This window comes from Polynucleobacter necessarius, from assembly GCF_900095195.1.
GTDB classification, from domain to species: domain Bacteria; phylum Pseudomonadota; class Gammaproteobacteria; order Burkholderiales; family Burkholderiaceae; genus Polynucleobacter; species Polynucleobacter necessarius_G.
Genome location: NZ_LT606950.1, coordinates 1,406,040 through 1,419,145 on the forward strand (window position 1 = coordinate 1,406,040; position 13,106 = coordinate 1,419,145).

General features: G+C 44.5%; 17 protein-coding genes and 2 pseudogenes. 9 read left to right on the forward strand and 10 right to left on the reverse strand.

Annotated features, from left to right (window positions below; all coding sequences use genetic code 11):
- Positions 1-335: 335 nt before the first annotated feature.
- The 7 genes from BQ1619_RS07795 to BQ1619_RS07825 all read right to left on the reverse strand — a co-directional run bounded on the left by BQ1619_RS07795 (position 336) and on the right by BQ1619_RS07825 (position 4,706).
- The gene (locus BQ1619_RS07795) at positions 336-596 is read right to left on the reverse strand and encodes a hypothetical protein (RefSeq protein ID WP_231968599.1); all 261 of its coding nucleotides are present in this window, start codon (positions 594-596) and stop codon (positions 336-338) included.
- A complete protein-coding gene (lipA, locus tag BQ1619_RS07800; RefSeq protein ID WP_114663279.1) occupies positions 589-1,596 on the reverse strand; it encodes a lipoyl synthase in 1,008 nt (335 codons plus the stop codon). Before lipA ends, BQ1619_RS07795 begins: the two co-directional genes overlap by 8 nt.
- Entirely contained in the window at positions 1,593-2,237 is a 645-nt protein-coding gene (gene lipB / locus BQ1619_RS07805; RefSeq protein ID WP_174222104.1) for a lipoyl(octanoyl) transferase LipB, read from the reverse strand. Before lipB ends, lipA begins: the two co-directional genes overlap by 4 nt.
- 9 nt (positions 2,238-2,246) lie before the next feature.
- Positions 2,247-2,513 carry a YbeD family protein gene (locus BQ1619_RS07810; RefSeq protein WP_114663282.1) on the reverse strand — a complete coding sequence of 89 codons (267 nt, stop codon included), beginning with the start codon at positions 2,511-2,513 and terminating at the stop codon, positions 2,247-2,249.
- A 27-nt stretch (positions 2,514-2,540) separates the two neighbouring features.
- Positions 2,541-3,257: an alpha/beta hydrolase gene (locus BQ1619_RS07815; RefSeq protein ID WP_114663284.1), complete on the reverse strand. Its 717-nt coding sequence runs from the start codon at positions 3,255-3,257 to the stop codon at positions 2,541-2,543.
- Between the two features lie 35 nt (positions 3,258-3,292).
- The gene (locus BQ1619_RS07820; RefSeq protein ID WP_114663286.1) at positions 3,293-3,601 is read right to left on the reverse strand and encodes a (2Fe-2S) ferredoxin domain-containing protein; all 309 of its coding nucleotides are present in this window, start codon (positions 3,599-3,601) and stop codon (positions 3,293-3,295) included.
- A gap of 301 nt (positions 3,602-3,902) precedes the next feature.
- Positions 3,903-4,706 (reverse strand): VanZ family protein, encoded by an 804-nt coding sequence (locus BQ1619_RS07825; protein WP_197711914.1) that lies wholly within the window; start codon positions 4,704-4,706, stop codon positions 3,903-3,905.
- Positions 4,707-4,743: 37 nt separating this feature from the next.
- On the opposite strand from BQ1619_RS07825, the gene BQ1619_RS07830 reads away from it, so the two are divergent.
- Together BQ1619_RS07830 and BQ1619_RS07835 are read left to right on the forward strand one after the other, a co-directional pair.
- Complete coding sequence (locus BQ1619_RS07830) at positions 4,744-5,541, forward strand: biotin--[acetyl-CoA-carboxylase] ligase (RefSeq protein ID WP_114663288.1); 798 nt, start codon at positions 4,744-4,746, stop codon at positions 5,539-5,541.
- The gene (locus tag BQ1619_RS07835; RefSeq protein WP_114663289.1) at positions 5,538-6,356 is read left to right on the forward strand and encodes a type III pantothenate kinase; all 819 of its coding nucleotides are present in this window, start codon (positions 5,538-5,540) and stop codon (positions 6,354-6,356) included. Before BQ1619_RS07830 ends, BQ1619_RS07835 begins: the two co-directional genes overlap by 4 nt.
- An 18-nt stretch (positions 6,357-6,374) precedes the next feature.
- On the opposite strand, the gene rfaE2 is transcribed toward BQ1619_RS07835, so the two are convergent.
- Positions 6,375-6,863 (reverse strand): D-glycero-beta-D-manno-heptose 1-phosphate adenylyltransferase, encoded by a 489-nt coding sequence (gene rfaE2 / locus BQ1619_RS07840; protein ID WP_114663290.1) that lies wholly within the window; start codon positions 6,861-6,863, stop codon positions 6,375-6,377.
- A gap of 90 nt (positions 6,864-6,953) precedes the next feature.
- Here rfaE2 and BQ1619_RS07845 point away from each other — a divergent pair.
- The 7 genes and pseudogenes from BQ1619_RS07845 to BQ1619_RS07865 all read left to right on the forward strand — a co-directional run bounded on the left by BQ1619_RS07845 (position 6,954) and on the right by BQ1619_RS07865 (position 11,772).
- Positions 6,954-7,543 (forward strand): annotated as a pseudogene (locus BQ1619_RS07845) (glutathione peroxidase).
- Between the two features lie 19 nt (positions 7,544-7,562).
- Entirely contained in the window at positions 7,563-8,930 is a 1,368-nt protein-coding gene (locus BQ1619_RS07850; protein ID WP_269460100.1) for an NAD(P)/FAD-dependent oxidoreductase, read from the forward strand.
- 98 nt (positions 8,931-9,028) lie between these two features.
- A complete protein-coding gene (locus BQ1619_RS07855; RefSeq protein WP_331851901.1) occupies positions 9,029-9,715 on the forward strand; it encodes a DUF1365 domain-containing protein in 687 nt (228 codons plus the stop codon).
- A complete protein-coding gene (locus tag BQ1619_RS10495; RefSeq protein WP_331851902.1) occupies positions 9,712-10,287 on the forward strand; it encodes a class I SAM-dependent methyltransferase in 576 nt (191 codons plus the stop codon). The genes BQ1619_RS07855 and BQ1619_RS10495 overlap by 4 nt, the downstream gene beginning before the upstream one ends.
- Positions 10,288-10,337: 50 nt before the next feature.
- On the forward strand, positions 10,338-10,595 hold the full coding sequence (locus BQ1619_RS10500; RefSeq protein ID WP_331851903.1) for an SAM-dependent methyltransferase: 258 nt from the start codon (positions 10,338-10,340) through the stop codon (positions 10,593-10,595).
- A 125-nt stretch (positions 10,596-10,720) separates the two neighbouring features.
- Positions 10,721-11,014, forward strand: a pseudogene (locus tag BQ1619_RS10505) (class I SAM-dependent methyltransferase).
- Positions 11,011-11,772 (forward strand): SDR family NAD(P)-dependent oxidoreductase, encoded by a 762-nt coding sequence (locus BQ1619_RS07865; protein ID WP_114663292.1) that lies wholly within the window; start codon positions 11,011-11,013, stop codon positions 11,770-11,772. The pseudogene BQ1619_RS10505 and the gene BQ1619_RS07865 overlap by 4 nt, the downstream one beginning before the upstream one ends.
- A 54-nt stretch (positions 11,773-11,826) precedes the next feature.
- Here the strand turns inward: BQ1619_RS07865 and BQ1619_RS07870 are convergent, their stop codons facing one another.
- Positions 11,827-12,471 (reverse strand): thiol:disulfide interchange protein DsbA/DsbL, encoded by a 645-nt coding sequence (locus BQ1619_RS07870; protein WP_114663293.1) that lies wholly within the window; start codon positions 12,469-12,471, stop codon positions 11,827-11,829.
- A gap of 11 nt (positions 12,472-12,482) precedes the next feature.
- Positions 12,483-13,097 (reverse strand): SPOR domain-containing protein, encoded by a 615-nt coding sequence (locus BQ1619_RS07875; protein WP_114663294.1) that lies wholly within the window; start codon positions 13,095-13,097, stop codon positions 12,483-12,485.
- Positions 13,098-13,106 lie beyond the last annotated feature (9 nt).

The window sequence follows — 13,106 nt, forward strand, 5'->3', positions numbered from 1 at the left end:
AGAGTTTTTCAACTTTACTCTGGACGGAACTCGTTGAAAAAGTTCGCATACCCTTCTTGAGATAGAAGGGCTTTTATATCACTAGTTTTTGTGTTTGTATGCAGTACAGAAACTTGATAAATCCAATTGCCCCCGCTTTCAATTGGCTAGCTATCCAACGCACACGCATTGATTGCTGAGCTTTGCTGTTATAGCCAAATGTAATGAAGTAATCTTTAACTGGGAAGCGTTGATAATTGCTGGTTTAATAGCTGGAATCCTCGATCAATACATTACCACTAGATGCTTTTGCACGATCCAATAAATAGCCTGCAATTGATCAATAATTTTTTGGCTCAAACCCCTTGATTGGCTTCTACCCGAATTGAGCTAATCGAATAAATATCATCATCGATCTTTACTGCTTCAAGCGCTTGTTTTACATCTTGGTCTTGATAAGGAATCAGCCGCACCATCTCATTAGGCTTGCCCGGGAATTGCGCAACGTACCTTTGCTCAGGGGATTGAACAATCCGCCAATTGAGCTTCGGACTACAGGCCGTTATTACTAAAAAAGCAGCCAGTAAAATACTGGCTTTAACAATTCCCTTAAACAACCCCTGCTCCATGGGCTTGTTGATCAGCATGGTAGCTGGAGCGGACCATGGCACCTACCGCTGCATGCGAAAAGCCCATCTCATAAGCTTTCTCTTCAAACATCTTAAATACATCTGGATGGACATAACGAGTTACTGGTAAGTGACGTCCTGATGGCGCAAGATATTGCCCAATGGTGAGCATATCAATATTGTGCTCGCGCATATCTTGCATAACCTCCAAGATCTCATCATCTGTTTCACCCAAACCAACCATTAACCCACTTTTTGTAGGTATATGTGGGAACCGCTCTTTAAAGTCTTTTAGTAACTTCAATGAGTGCAAATAATCTGCTCCTGGTCTTGCTTGTTTATACAATCGCGGAACCGTTTCTAAATTATGATTCATCACATCTGGCAGACCGTTGGGTGCATGCTCAGCAAAAATATCCAACGCCTTTTCTAAACGACCTCGGAAGTCAGGGACCAGCACTTCTATGCGTATCGCAGGAGAAAGGTCTCGGGACTGTGAGATACATTCGACGTAGTGCATTGCCCCACCATCACGCAAATCATCTCGGTCCACGCTGGTAATAACAACATAATTTAATTTGAGCGCTGCAATCGTACGCGCTAAGTTGGCAGGTTCTTTTTCATCAAGAGGATCAGGTCTACCATGCCCCACATCACAAAATGGGCAGCGACGTGTGCACTTGTCGCCCATGATCATAAATGTTGCAGCGCCCTTACCAAAGCACTCGCCGATGTTTGGACAACTCGCCTCTTCACATACAGTGACCAATTCATTCTCACGCAAAATCTTTTTAATCTCGGCGAAACGTGAATTTCCGGAAGCCGCCTTTACTCGGATCCAATCGGGCTTTTTGAGCACCTCTTCTAATGGAATAATCTTGATGGGAATACGCGCCGTCTTCTCGCTCGATTTCTGTTTTCGAGTAGCGTCGTACTGAAAATCTTGGCGCTCTTCAGTACCCTGTTTATCAATCTTATTTGTAGTCATGTTGGTTCTAATTGCTTTTGCAAATGCGCCAATAATTTCTGGCTCACAATATCGATTGTGTCCTTGATCCCCAGAGTTTGCATATCGACCGTTCTTAAGCCCTCATATCCACAGGGGTGGATGCGCCCAAAAGCGTCCAGATCGGTGTCAACATTGAGCGCCAAACCATGATAAGAGCAACTTTTTGATACTTTAAGCCCTAATGCAGCAATTTTTGCGCCAATCCGCATTGCATCTAACCCTGATTGTTCAGATACATAAATCCCGGGGGCGCCCGTCTTTCTCTCAGCCCGAATACCAAACTCAGCCAAAGTATCGATCAACGCCTGCTCAATACGGGAGACTAATTCTTTTACGTATATTCCCAACCTTTTTAAATCAAGCAATAAATACACTACGATTTGTCCCGGCCCGTGGTAAGTTATCTCGCCACCTCGATCAACTTGCACCATCGGAATTTGATTCGATGGCGAATGTAAATTACTAGCATCACCGGCTAAGCCTAACGTAAATACCGGGGGATGCTGCAAAACCCAAATCTCGTCTGGAGTATCACTGTTACGATCGCTCGTAAATCTGCGCATTGACTCATACGTCGAAGCATAATCTGCCAAGCCAAGATGTTTTACCAATATGGTCATGACTGATTACTAAAGAACAATGCTCACTAATGGATGTGTTGAAAGTGTTCTATAAAGCTCATCTAGTTGCTCTCGACTTGTTGCCGTAATAGGCAAAGTAAGCCCAAGGTAATTACCATCTTTAGATGGCCTCTGCTCAACCCTACTTTCATTAAAGGTAGGATCAAATTGCTTCGCTATATGAATAATGGCTGGCAAGAATTCCGGATTACTCTTTCCCATCACCTTAATGGGAAAGAGGGAGGGATACTCAATGAGTGATTTTTCTTCGGTCATGGTTCTTAAAACATCGTTTCCGATTGGTTAAATATTGCGGTGGTCAGGCATACCGAGCCAGGCGCTGGTAATAATGTTACGGATGCAATGTAAGCGACGGTGAAAGAAGTGATCAGCACCAGGAACTACTTGCACCGCTAACTCCTGAGGACGTGCCCAATCCAAAACATCAATCAACGGAATGGTTTCATCTAGCTCACCATGAATGGCAATCGTATCGGTCGGCACCTGTGCCAAGGTCCATTTACCAGCAACACTGCCGACCATCACTAAACGCTCAGCAGGGCGGCCAAGCTCAGCCAGCCTGTGCACCAAATGGCTTCCTACAAAACTGCCAAATGAAAAGCCAGAAACCACCAAAGGCAATGTATTGGCTGAGCCAATCCAAGCTTGCTGTGCCGTAACCTCAAATTGATTCCAGCTTGAGGGGGTTTGCATCCACTCGGTCACATGCAATAAATCTTCAAGCTCGCCTACACCATCATCATGTACCCCAACAGTTCCCCCAACGCCACGAAAGTTGGGTCGTACACTCACGTAACCAAGTTGGTTGAAAGCACGCGCCATCGTTTGTGCTACTTTGTTGTCCATGGTGCCACCCATCAAGGGATGAGGATGAGCAACAAGCGCAAGACCCCTTACTACAAACGCAGGGTCTGTCTTTAATTCGTCAGGCAAATCAATTGACATCTCTATTGGCCCAACGATGCCATTAATGTGAATAATTTTTGTACGACTATTCATGAATAAAACTCTCAATAATGAATCAACTATTAGTACTAGGCCAACTGTAGACGATGTACAGGGTGGCCCTCAATCAGATGGGATTGAATGATCTCCTCGACATCTTCTTGATCGACAAGGGTATACCAAATACCCTCTGGATAGATCACCATAACTGGACCGTCCGCGCACCGATCAAGGCAACCTGCCTTGTTCACTCGAACCTTATTGGGTCCGGCTAAACCCCGCTCTTTCACTCGGTTTTTCGCATATTCAAATAGTGCAAATGCATTATGGCGATCGCAACAATCTTCGCCGTTAGACCGCTGATTGAGACAGAAAAATAAATGGTGTGAAAAGCTCATAAATTTTTATTTAGATGAATTCTTAAGATATGAAAGCACGGTTTGTCGAATGACCCAAAGCATAGCCAATGTAACCATATCACTGAAACCCACTGCATGAGTTCATTAAAGTGCACCAAGCGTCCCTGTTGCCAATGCCGAAGATTACTAATGAAATACGGATTATCGGGCATGATGTTAATTGCAATAGTTGCCCCAACCAAACAGCCAATAGCCAGCACCTGCTTGGTTTTTGACTTAAATTGCAACGCCCTATACAACGCAATAGTAGCTATAAGCATTCCCCAAAACGCTCCAGCCGTTAACCAATTGAGGCTAGATACCCACCCAAATTGAAGGCGGTAGATAAAGTCTTTAGGACTACTGTAAATCCAAGCAATCCATTCAGAATCTGCCATTGGTGCGCTTTAGCCCTCATCCCCAAAGAGAGTAACAACGCCACACCTAACCAGCAAAATCCTGTGATCAACGTTTCTTGAACCACCTGATTGATTACAGCAGTTCCCCAATCAATCGATCCGAAAACAACATGTCCCCAAACCCCAACTCCCAGCCATGAACTTTGCGGATAAATTTGTGACCACGGAAATAAGAGAAAAAGAGCGCACATCGCCCAATTTAATCCAAACCATTGATCAAGCCTGCGTCGTACCGCAGAGCCAGACAGCCATTGTGGCCCCAAAGGAATCGCCAAAAGCCCCCAGCAGTCCACCGAATAATTAGCCCACCAGTCCATCAAACTCGGTATACGTGAAGGAATCCAAGACTGTAAGGTTTCTACACCAAAAGCCAAAGCGGCACTCAAAGCCAGCGCGATTCCGAGGGCTACAAAATTTTGCCAGCGAGGATAGCTTGCAAATACCAATAAAAAGCCAAATGGGATATACGCCAAGATATTCAAAGATACGTCAAATAAGGTGATAAAGCGTGGCAATAGCGCATCGAGCCAAGCCCAGGCTGAAATACCATTGTGAAAATCAAAATCAAATGGATTGAGACTGACATAAAAGATCAAAAATGCATAAACTAGACTCATCGCCCTCGCAAGTGGCATTGCTTGTAAGGGCCAAACCAGTCTCTGGGGGCGATGTTCTTTTGCACTCATTCCACAATTCTAGGTCAGACCTTTCTACAATAGCGAAATGACTGCAAATTGCATCCTAGAACGCGTTGCTGAAACCAAATCCACGAATGATGATTTATTGGCACGCTGGCGAGCGGGAGAATTAATCGATCCCGTGGCGCGCATTGCCCACAAGCAAACTGCGGGCAAAGGTCGTGCCGGCAGAGCATGGCTTGCGAACCCCGAGGATTCTGTCTGCTTCTCAATGGCTTATCCATTCAAACGGAGTCCTGCAGAATTAACTGGGCTAAGCCTGGTTGTTGGTCTAGCGGTGATTGCAGGTCTGGTGCAAGCATTAAGGATTACCTCAGAAGAATTACACCAATCAGGTATACGTCTTAAATGGCCAAACGATTTACTGTTAAATGATTCAAAACTTGCAGGAATATTGATCGAGGGCGGCCAAACTAAGCCCGGCGATCCAAATTGGATGATTGTCGGCGTCGGCATCAACTTGCGGAACGCAAGTGCAATTGAAAAATCATTAAGTCAAGATAACGTCAAAGTTGGAGCAATCGATCAACTAGTCGCCCCAAACACGCCCCCCCCAGATTCTGAGTATATTTGGCTAGCATTGCTCGATTCTTTTGATCAGCATTTCAAAAAATTTGATCAGCTGGGGTTTTCTGCTTACCAACAGGAATGGCTTAAATGGGATGCCCACCTAAATCAAAGGGTCAGTATTTCTGGTGCTGGTAAAGACCCAGTACATGGCGTTGCCATGGGTGTTGATACCAATGGCGCACTACTACTTCAGCAAGAAAAAAATTTACAGGCTATTTATGCAGGCGACCTCTCTCTCAGAGTTAAATCATGAGCTTATTTTTAATATTTGACGTCGGTAATACTCAACTTAAGTGGGCCGCTGTTGAATCTACTCAACACCCATCTGCTCAACAAAAAAAACTCTGGGCTTACTCGGGCTATATTAGTAGTAATTCATTGCGGTCCCATGAACATCGCCAAGAACTTTCAAGCTATATCGCAAAAACGCTACCGAAGCCAAATGCTATTGCTTTCAGTTGTGTGGCTGGACAAGAGTCCATCAACAGCCTCCAATCCCTCTTTCCGCAATGGTCAGAAATAAGGTGGCAGCAGTTAAAAGGTGATAGCTCATTTGATGGCGTTCGAACCCTTTATCAAGAACCCAGTAAATTGGGTGCCGACCGTTGGGCGGCAATCATCGCAGCTTGTAACCTCAGCAAAACCAACACACTGGTTGTTAGTGCTGGTACGGCAACAACCATTGATTTATTGGGCTCAAATGGCGTCCATCACGGCGGATGGATTCTGCCTGGGATTGATCTCATGCAAAAAAGCTTGGTGACCAATACAGCCCAACTTCCAATGGCTACTCGCAATGAGCCTTCTAATGAATTTGGACTATCTACTAATCATGCAATTGTAGGTGGATGTGATGCCGCCCAGATTGGCGCAATTCAATACGCCCTTGATGTTGCAAAAGAAATGAACCAGGCCGTAGAGACTATTTGGATTGATGGCGGCAATGCAAAAATATTAGCAAATGCTTTAGTTCAAACTCACAAATTGAGTCACATCAAAATTGAGGTCTGCGAAGGCTTGGTACTCCGCGGACTTTGGGCATGGCTTCTGAAAAATACCGAGTCTTAAAACTGACTCTCGGTTAATTTACGAGCAAATTTTTCCCAATAAACTAGTAGTAGAGCGTTGATACAAAAATGGAATGGCAACCGCTTTTCCACCACAGCTCTTGACCGCGCGAGTCTCAGCTAAAGTCTCAATCTCATAATCACCGCCCTTGACATAAATATCAGGTCGAATTTTTTCGATTAATTGGACAGGGGTTTGTTCCGTAAATAAAACGGTCATATCAACACTCTCTAAGGCAGCCAGCAAAGCTTGTCTGTCTGCTTCAGTGTTGATAGGCCTGTCATCGCCTTTGCCCAGCATTTTGACTGAGGCATCTGAATTTACGCCAACCACAAGACTTGCACCTAAAGCGCGAGCTTGGGCCAAATAGCTAGCATGTCCACGATGCAAGATATCAAACACCCCATTCGTAAAAACCAATGGTCGCGGCAAGCTCGCAATTCTCATTTCAAGTTGCTCTAATAGACAAACTTTAGTTTCGAAAGAAGGTGGTGGGATTGAACTCATAACGCAATATTACTGGCTTTAGGGATCATCCTGCGATATTCATCAGAATGTCTTAGACTTGGATGCCCACAAACAAAAATACTGAGGCAGATGACTACCAAGCCAAGCGACCTTAGCCCAACGATAATTTATTGGGTTTTTGCCTGTTTTTTCCTATTCTGCGGACTTCCCATGGCAAACGCAGCCCCCACTTGCAGCCCATTGCTTTCTCACACATTTCCACGCCTTCAAGATGAAGCCCCTCAAAACCTTTGCCAATATCAATGTAAGGTAATTCTTGCCGTCAACACGGCGAGTTATTGCGGCTTTACTGGTCAATATGAAGGTCTTGAGAAAATTTATGCCAAATATAAAGATCGGGGTTTTGTCGTACTAGGATTTCCATCAAATGACTTTGGGCAACAAGAGCCAGGCAGCAATAAGGAAATTGCAGATTTTTGTAAAAATACGTACGACGTAAAATTTCCGATGTTTGCTAAGAGTGTTGTCTCCGGAAGCAATCAAAATCCTTTTTTAGGATGTTGATTGCTAAAACAGGAACAACACCAAAATGGAATTTCTATAAATATTTAATTGATCGAAATGGTAACGCGGTGGATTCCTTTGGTAGCGTCACCAAACCAACTAGTAGCAGCATTACCAATCAAATTGAAAAACTCTTAGAGGAAAAAGCGCAGTGAGCAAAAACGAATTGCCATCATTGGCGCTGGAATATCTGGACTAGGTTGTGCGTACGCCTTAAGACAACATCCGGATTTTGAAATAACCCTCTATGAAGGTGGAAATCATATTGGCGGCCACGGTAACACGGTAGACTTTTCCTGTGAAGTAGCGGGAGAGACTATTACGCATGGGGTTGACACCGGCTTCTTGGTTTTTAACCGCAAAACTTACCCAAGACTCGTCAGATTGTTTGAGGAGATACAAGCGCCCGTTGCTCCGTCTGAAATGTCATTTTCAGTTTCCATTGATGCATCTGAGAAAAACCTTGCACACCCTAAGATAGAGTGGTCTGGTACTGATCTCAATGCTTTCTTTGGTCAGCGCTCCAATATATTCTCTCCTTCATTTTGGAGGATGGCATTTGACATCTTGCGATTCAATTATTTAGCAACGAAGCTCGCCAAGCGTCAAATTTCCGAAGGGCATCACTATAAGCAACCTGATGAAACAATCGCTCAATTTTTAGATCGAAATAAATTTAGTCAGAGCTTTCAGGAAAATTATTTCCTACCAATGATTGGCGCGATTTGGTCTTGCTCAGTAGAGCAAATGTTAGAGTTTCCTATACAAACCATGATTCGCTTTTGCCACAATCATGGTTTGTTGCAAATACAAAACCGGCCACAATGGCTCACCGTTCAAGGTGGATCAAGAGAATATGTAAAGCGTATCTTAGCGGCCTTGGAGCTTCATAATGTGGCTATCCGACGAGAGTCTGTTTTACGCGAACACCCCCAAGGTGACTGCGATAAGAGTCAAGCGGAAGTAATTAGCCCATCAGGATCGGCATGGTTTGATGAAGTGGTGATGGCATGTCATAGCGACGAAAGCCTGGCGTTAATCCATGGAATTGATCAGCAAACCAAGAATATTCTTGCGGCGGTACCGTATCAAAAGAATCGAGCCATTTTTCATACGGATTCACGGTTTCTTCCTGAGACAAAGTGTTGTTGGGCTGCATGGAACTATACAGCCAAATCTGGAAAGATTCCAAGCGCCAAACAACATGTCAGCGTCAATTATCTGATCAATTACTTACAGCCACTACCCAAACAACCAAAAGACATTCCTATTATTGTTAGTCTGAACCCCACTTCTGAGCCCGATCCAAAACTGGTGCATCAGGAAATTCAGTACTCTCATTCGGTATTTGATATGCGGGCCATTCAAGCGCAAAAGGAATTGCCATTGATTCAAGGCAATTCATCTATTTGGTATTGCGGCGCCTGGACAGGATTCGGCTTTCATGAGGATGGCCTTCGCTCTGGGGAGCTAGTGGCTGAAGCGTTGATCGAAAACATTCGCTCGCCGCTGAATAATACTCCCGAGGAAAACGCACGCTAAATGAATCAACCAAAGATTAGCTTTGGCATCGTGAAGCATCGCCGTCTTCGGCCTGCTCAAAATGCATTTGGGTGTGGTGTTTTACACTCTCTATTCCAATGCGCTCAAGAAAGCAAAATCCTAGTCTGCTAAGTGGTCGTAGCGTTCTAGATAATCGATTTGGAATCTGCTCTTTCTACGATAAAGATCATGGCGTTGGCGGTCCCAGTAGCCTTGACTGGATTGAAACCATTTTGCAAGAGAATGGGTTGGGTTACATTGATGGTGAAATTTGGTTGCAAACTTTTCCAAGGGTTTTAGGATATGTATTTAATCCTGTTAGCTTTTGGATTTGCACAAACTCATCCCAGGAAACATTAGCGGTCGTAGCTGAGGTCAACAATACATTTGGTGAGCGTCACCGCTATTTGCTATATAAAGACTCTGGGGAATCAATTTACTCAGGCGAAACTCTAAGAAGCCAAAAAGTCTTTTACGTATCTCCATTCTGCGAAGTACGTGGAGAGTATCAATTTCGGTTTTTGTTTTCCAAAGACAGTCGTTCGGGACGCAATTCTGTTGCTCGTATAAAGCTTCACGAAGATAACCTACCGCTCATCAACACCAGTATCAGTGGAACTAGTCGTCCACTTTCTAGGACAAGCCTATATTTGGCAATGATGCGCTACCCACCAATGAGTTTAGGCGTGATTTTCCACATTCACTGGCAAGCATTGAAATTGTGGCTAAAAGGTGTACCCTTTTACTCAAAACTCAAACCACCCGAATTTGAAGTTAGCAGATGAGTAGACCTGGACAATCCCTTTTGTCGCGTTTAAGTTTTTCTTCTCCGCCAAGCGGCAAGAACAACATTCTTAAAGGCAATATTCATGCACAAACGCTGCTCAATATCTTATCGAGACTTAAAAKCGGCCACCTTTCATTAAGACTGCCGAATGGCGAAACACAAAAATTTGGTAATCCGTCAGATGCTTTATGCGCTGATATTCAGATACATGATTGGTCAGTATTTAAGGAGGTCATGTCGCATGGCGATATTGGATTTGCTGAGGCCTATATACGTGGGGAATGGAATACTTCAGACCTTAAGGCGCTTCTAGAGCTGGCCATTCGGAATGGCACCATACTAGAGAGAGCTATACATGGCAGCTGGTTTTGTTCGATTATTTACCGCATTAGACATTGGCTACGGGATAACAGCAAATCAGGTAGTCGTAAAAATATTCATGCTCACTATGACCTTGGTAATGCCTTTTATAGCTTGTGGCTTGATCCCACAATGAGCTATTCGAGCGCTTGGTTTTCAGAAGGAGAAAAGCAAACGCTTGCCCAAGCACAGCGAGCAAAGATCCAGTGAATTCTAGAATCTCTGCAAACTAAGCCGGGCGCCCATCTATTGGAAATTGGTTGTGGCTGGGGCGGGGTGATGGAAGAGTCACTGTTAAGCCAGCGATCAATAACTGGGCTCACCTTATCAACCGAACAAAAGAACAAAAAGCATATGCCGAGACTAGGCTAGCTAAGATTCTTTCCGCCTCAAATTCTGTGGGATCTTTTGAAGTACGACTACAAGATTACCGCGATTGCCAAGAACAGTTCGATGGCATTGCATCCGTTGAGATGTTTGAAACAGCGGGTGAAAAACACTGGCCTGAGTATTTTTAAACAATCGCCAAATGCCTCAAGGTTGGTGGTAAAGCGTGTATTCAAACATTGTGATTGCCGAAGATTTATTTAAGCGCTACCGCCACAACACCGACTTTATTCAACAATATGTATTTCCTGGAGGCATGTTACCGTCTCGGACTAGCTTTAAAGCAAGTGCTGAGAAGGCTGGATTGCAAATTGAGAATGAGTTTGCTTTTGGCCTAGACTAGGCTAAGACACTTTGTCTCTGGCGCGATAGCTTTAATCAAAAATTAGCCGAAGTGCGCCAATTGGGTTTTGATGAAGCCTTTATACGTCTCTGGAATTTCTATTTAATGTACTGCGCTGCCGGTTTTTCACAACAAAATATTGATGTGGTGCAATTCACCTTAAGCCATAAACCCAGTAAGCTCATTTCGAATGCGCTAACAGCATGAAACAGACTGGAATTCGTCACTTTTCTGGTAAGCGGGTATGGATTATTGGCGCCTCCAGCGGAATTGGTGAGGCATGTGCCAAAAAACTCATTGAGCAAGGCGCAAGAGTTGCGCTATCCCGTCGGCGAGTAGAGCGTTTAAATACGATTGCTGAAACTGCAAAAGCAAATCAGACCTTAGTTGTTCCAATTGATGTGACGAATAACGACCAATTACAGCAAGGCTATGAATCCATCTTCGATACTTGGGGTGCCATAGATTTATTGCTTTTTGTGTCTGGCATTTACACGCCCCAACGCGCAAACTACTTTGATTTCTCGGCGGCAGAACAAACGATTGACGCCAATCTTCTAGGGCCCATGAGGGCAGTAGCACTAGTGCTACCTGAAATGCTCAAAAGACATGAGGGGCATACTGCCATTGTTGGTAGTGTCGCAGGATACAGCGGTCTACCAAAGGCGCTAGCCTATGGTCCAAGTAAAGCCGCTACTATCAATTTTTGCGAAACGCTCTACTATGATTTGCTTCCTGAGGGCGTGAGCGTTCATATGATTTCCCCGGAATTCGTTGCTACCGAAGCAACCGCCCAAAATGACTTTGAAATGCCCGCACTGATTAGCACCGATGAGGCTGCCAAGGAAATTCTGAACGGAATTCAAAAAAAAGGGGGGGTTGATATCCACTTTCCCAAGCGATTCTCGGGATTTTTAAAATTCTTAAGAATTCTTCCCTATCCAATTTATTTCTGGATAGTGTGACGTTTCGTTAAGATTTAGATGAGCGCGTAAAGATACTGCGCTCAGTAAGCTTTACTACTTGTACTTGTCTTTGCGAATTTTCTCTTCTAAGCAGTCCATTAGCGCAATGGCTTTGGCTTTTGATCCTGCAATTGAAGGTGAAGTTACATACTTGCCCTGCATCACAATCGTAGGCACGCCATCGATACGATATGCTTCAGTTAATTGTTTGGCAGCCCTCGCTTTGGAGACTACGGCGAAAGAACGGTAGGTTGCTAAGAAACTATTGCGGTCAATTCCTTGTGAGGCAACCCGGTCAGCAATTTCATTCTCGGTGAGCAGGCGTTTGTTTTCTTTGTGCATGGCATACATCACCTTTTCATTCAAAGAATCGCCTTTACCCATAGCCTCTAAGGCATAAAAAAGCTGGCTATGAGGCAAAAAATCGTCTCGGAAAGCCACTGGCACTCTACGAAACGCAACGTCTTTTGGCTGGCGTTTTACCCAAGCACTAAGCTCTGGCTCAAAGTCATAACAATGTGGGCATCCATACCAAAAAAACTCAATTACCTCGACCTTGCCTTTTGTCTCAACAGGCTGTGGCACAGGTAAGACTCGGTAGTCAAAGCCTTCTTCAATTTTTTGCCCTTGGGCAATAGCAATACCACTCAAAAAAATAAAGGTGCCGGCGATCAATACCCGTTTGCTAAAAGAAACCATGATGTTTAACTTTATTTGCTGGCTTTGATGAGAGTTGGTTTAATACCCACGCTACTTAACTTATCGCGCGCAGGATTGCTTTCTTCAATACTGCTATAGGGTCCGGAACGCACTCGCCATAAAGTATTTCCATCGGCCGTTACTTCACTCAGTTGCGTCTGAATACCTTGAATGGCTAGGCTTGCTTTTTGTGCATCCGCATCGGCGCGCCTCGTAAATGCGCCTACTTGCAAGACATAAATGGCGTCGCCCTTAGGTACAGCTGTGGCCGTTGCATTATCGGAGGTCTTTTTGCCGTTAACCAAATCTCCTATCGGATCGGAAGTAGGGGCGCTAGGGCTTTTACCTTGCAAAGGCTTATTTAAATCTACCCGCTCAGTTGAAGATGTCGCCTCACCCTCAGCGGGAGCTGACGGTTTGATGGTGATCGGCAAATTTGGCGCGCGTACACCAGGCCTTTCTTGAGGGGTATTTTTGGAGAGATAAAAAGCAATTACAAAGGCGATGCCAAGACCCGCGCCCAATCCTAGAACAAAGCCTAAGATGGTTCCACCATACTGCGAGTGATTTGCAGGGATATTGTTGCTCTTGTTGATGAAGCCAGATTGTGGATTCGGCTTATTCATTATTTCCTC

What these genes read in the sequence shown, in the direction of transcription:
- lipA (WP_114663279.1), bottom strand. Translation starts at nt 1,596, where the DNA reads ATGACTACAAATAAGATTGATAAACAGGGTACTGAAGAGCGCCAAGAT.
- lipB (WP_174222104.1), bottom strand. Translation starts at nt 2,237, where the DNA reads ATGACCATATTGGTAAAACATCTTGGCTTGGCAGATTATGCTTCGACG.
- BQ1619_RS07810 (WP_114663282.1), bottom strand. Translation starts at nt 2,513, where the DNA reads ATGACCGAAGAAAAATCACTCATTGAGTATCCCTCCCTCTTTCCCATT.
- BQ1619_RS07815 (WP_114663284.1), bottom strand. Translation starts at nt 3,257, where the DNA reads ATGAATAGTCGTACAAAAATTATTCACATTAATGGCATCGTTGGGCCA.
- BQ1619_RS07820 (WP_114663286.1), bottom strand. Translation starts at nt 3,601, where the DNA reads ATGAGCTTTTCACACCATTTATTTTTCTGTCTCAATCAGCGGTCTAAC.
- BQ1619_RS07825 (WP_197711914.1), bottom strand. Translation starts at nt 4,706, where the DNA reads ATGAGTGCAAAAGAACATCGCCCCCAGAGACTGGTTTGGCCCTTACAA.
- BQ1619_RS07830 (WP_114663288.1), top strand. Translation starts at nt 4,744, where the DNA reads ATGACTGCAAATTGCATCCTAGAACGCGTTGCTGAAACCAAATCCACG.
- BQ1619_RS07835 (WP_114663289.1), top strand. Translation starts at nt 5,538, where the DNA reads ATGAGCTTATTTTTAATATTTGACGTCGGTAATACTCAACTTAAGTGG.
- rfaE2 (WP_114663290.1), bottom strand. Translation starts at nt 6,863, where the DNA reads ATGAGTTCAATCCCACCACCTTCTTTCGAAACTAAAGTTTGTCTATTA.
- BQ1619_RS07855 (WP_331851901.1), top strand. Translation starts at nt 9,029, where the DNA reads ATGCGCTCAAGAAAGCAAAATCCTAGTCTGCTAAGTGGTCGTAGCGTT.
- BQ1619_RS07865 (WP_114663292.1), top strand. Translation starts at nt 11,011, where the DNA reads ATGAAACAGACTGGAATTCGTCACTTTTCTGGTAAGCGGGTATGGATT.
- BQ1619_RS07870 (WP_114663293.1), bottom strand. Translation starts at nt 12,471, where the DNA reads ATGGTTTCTTTTAGCAAACGGGTATTGATCGCCGGCACCTTTATTTTT.
- BQ1619_RS07875 (WP_114663294.1), bottom strand. Translation starts at nt 13,097, where the DNA reads ATGAATAAGCCGAATCCACAATCTGGCTTCATCAACAAGAGCAACAAT.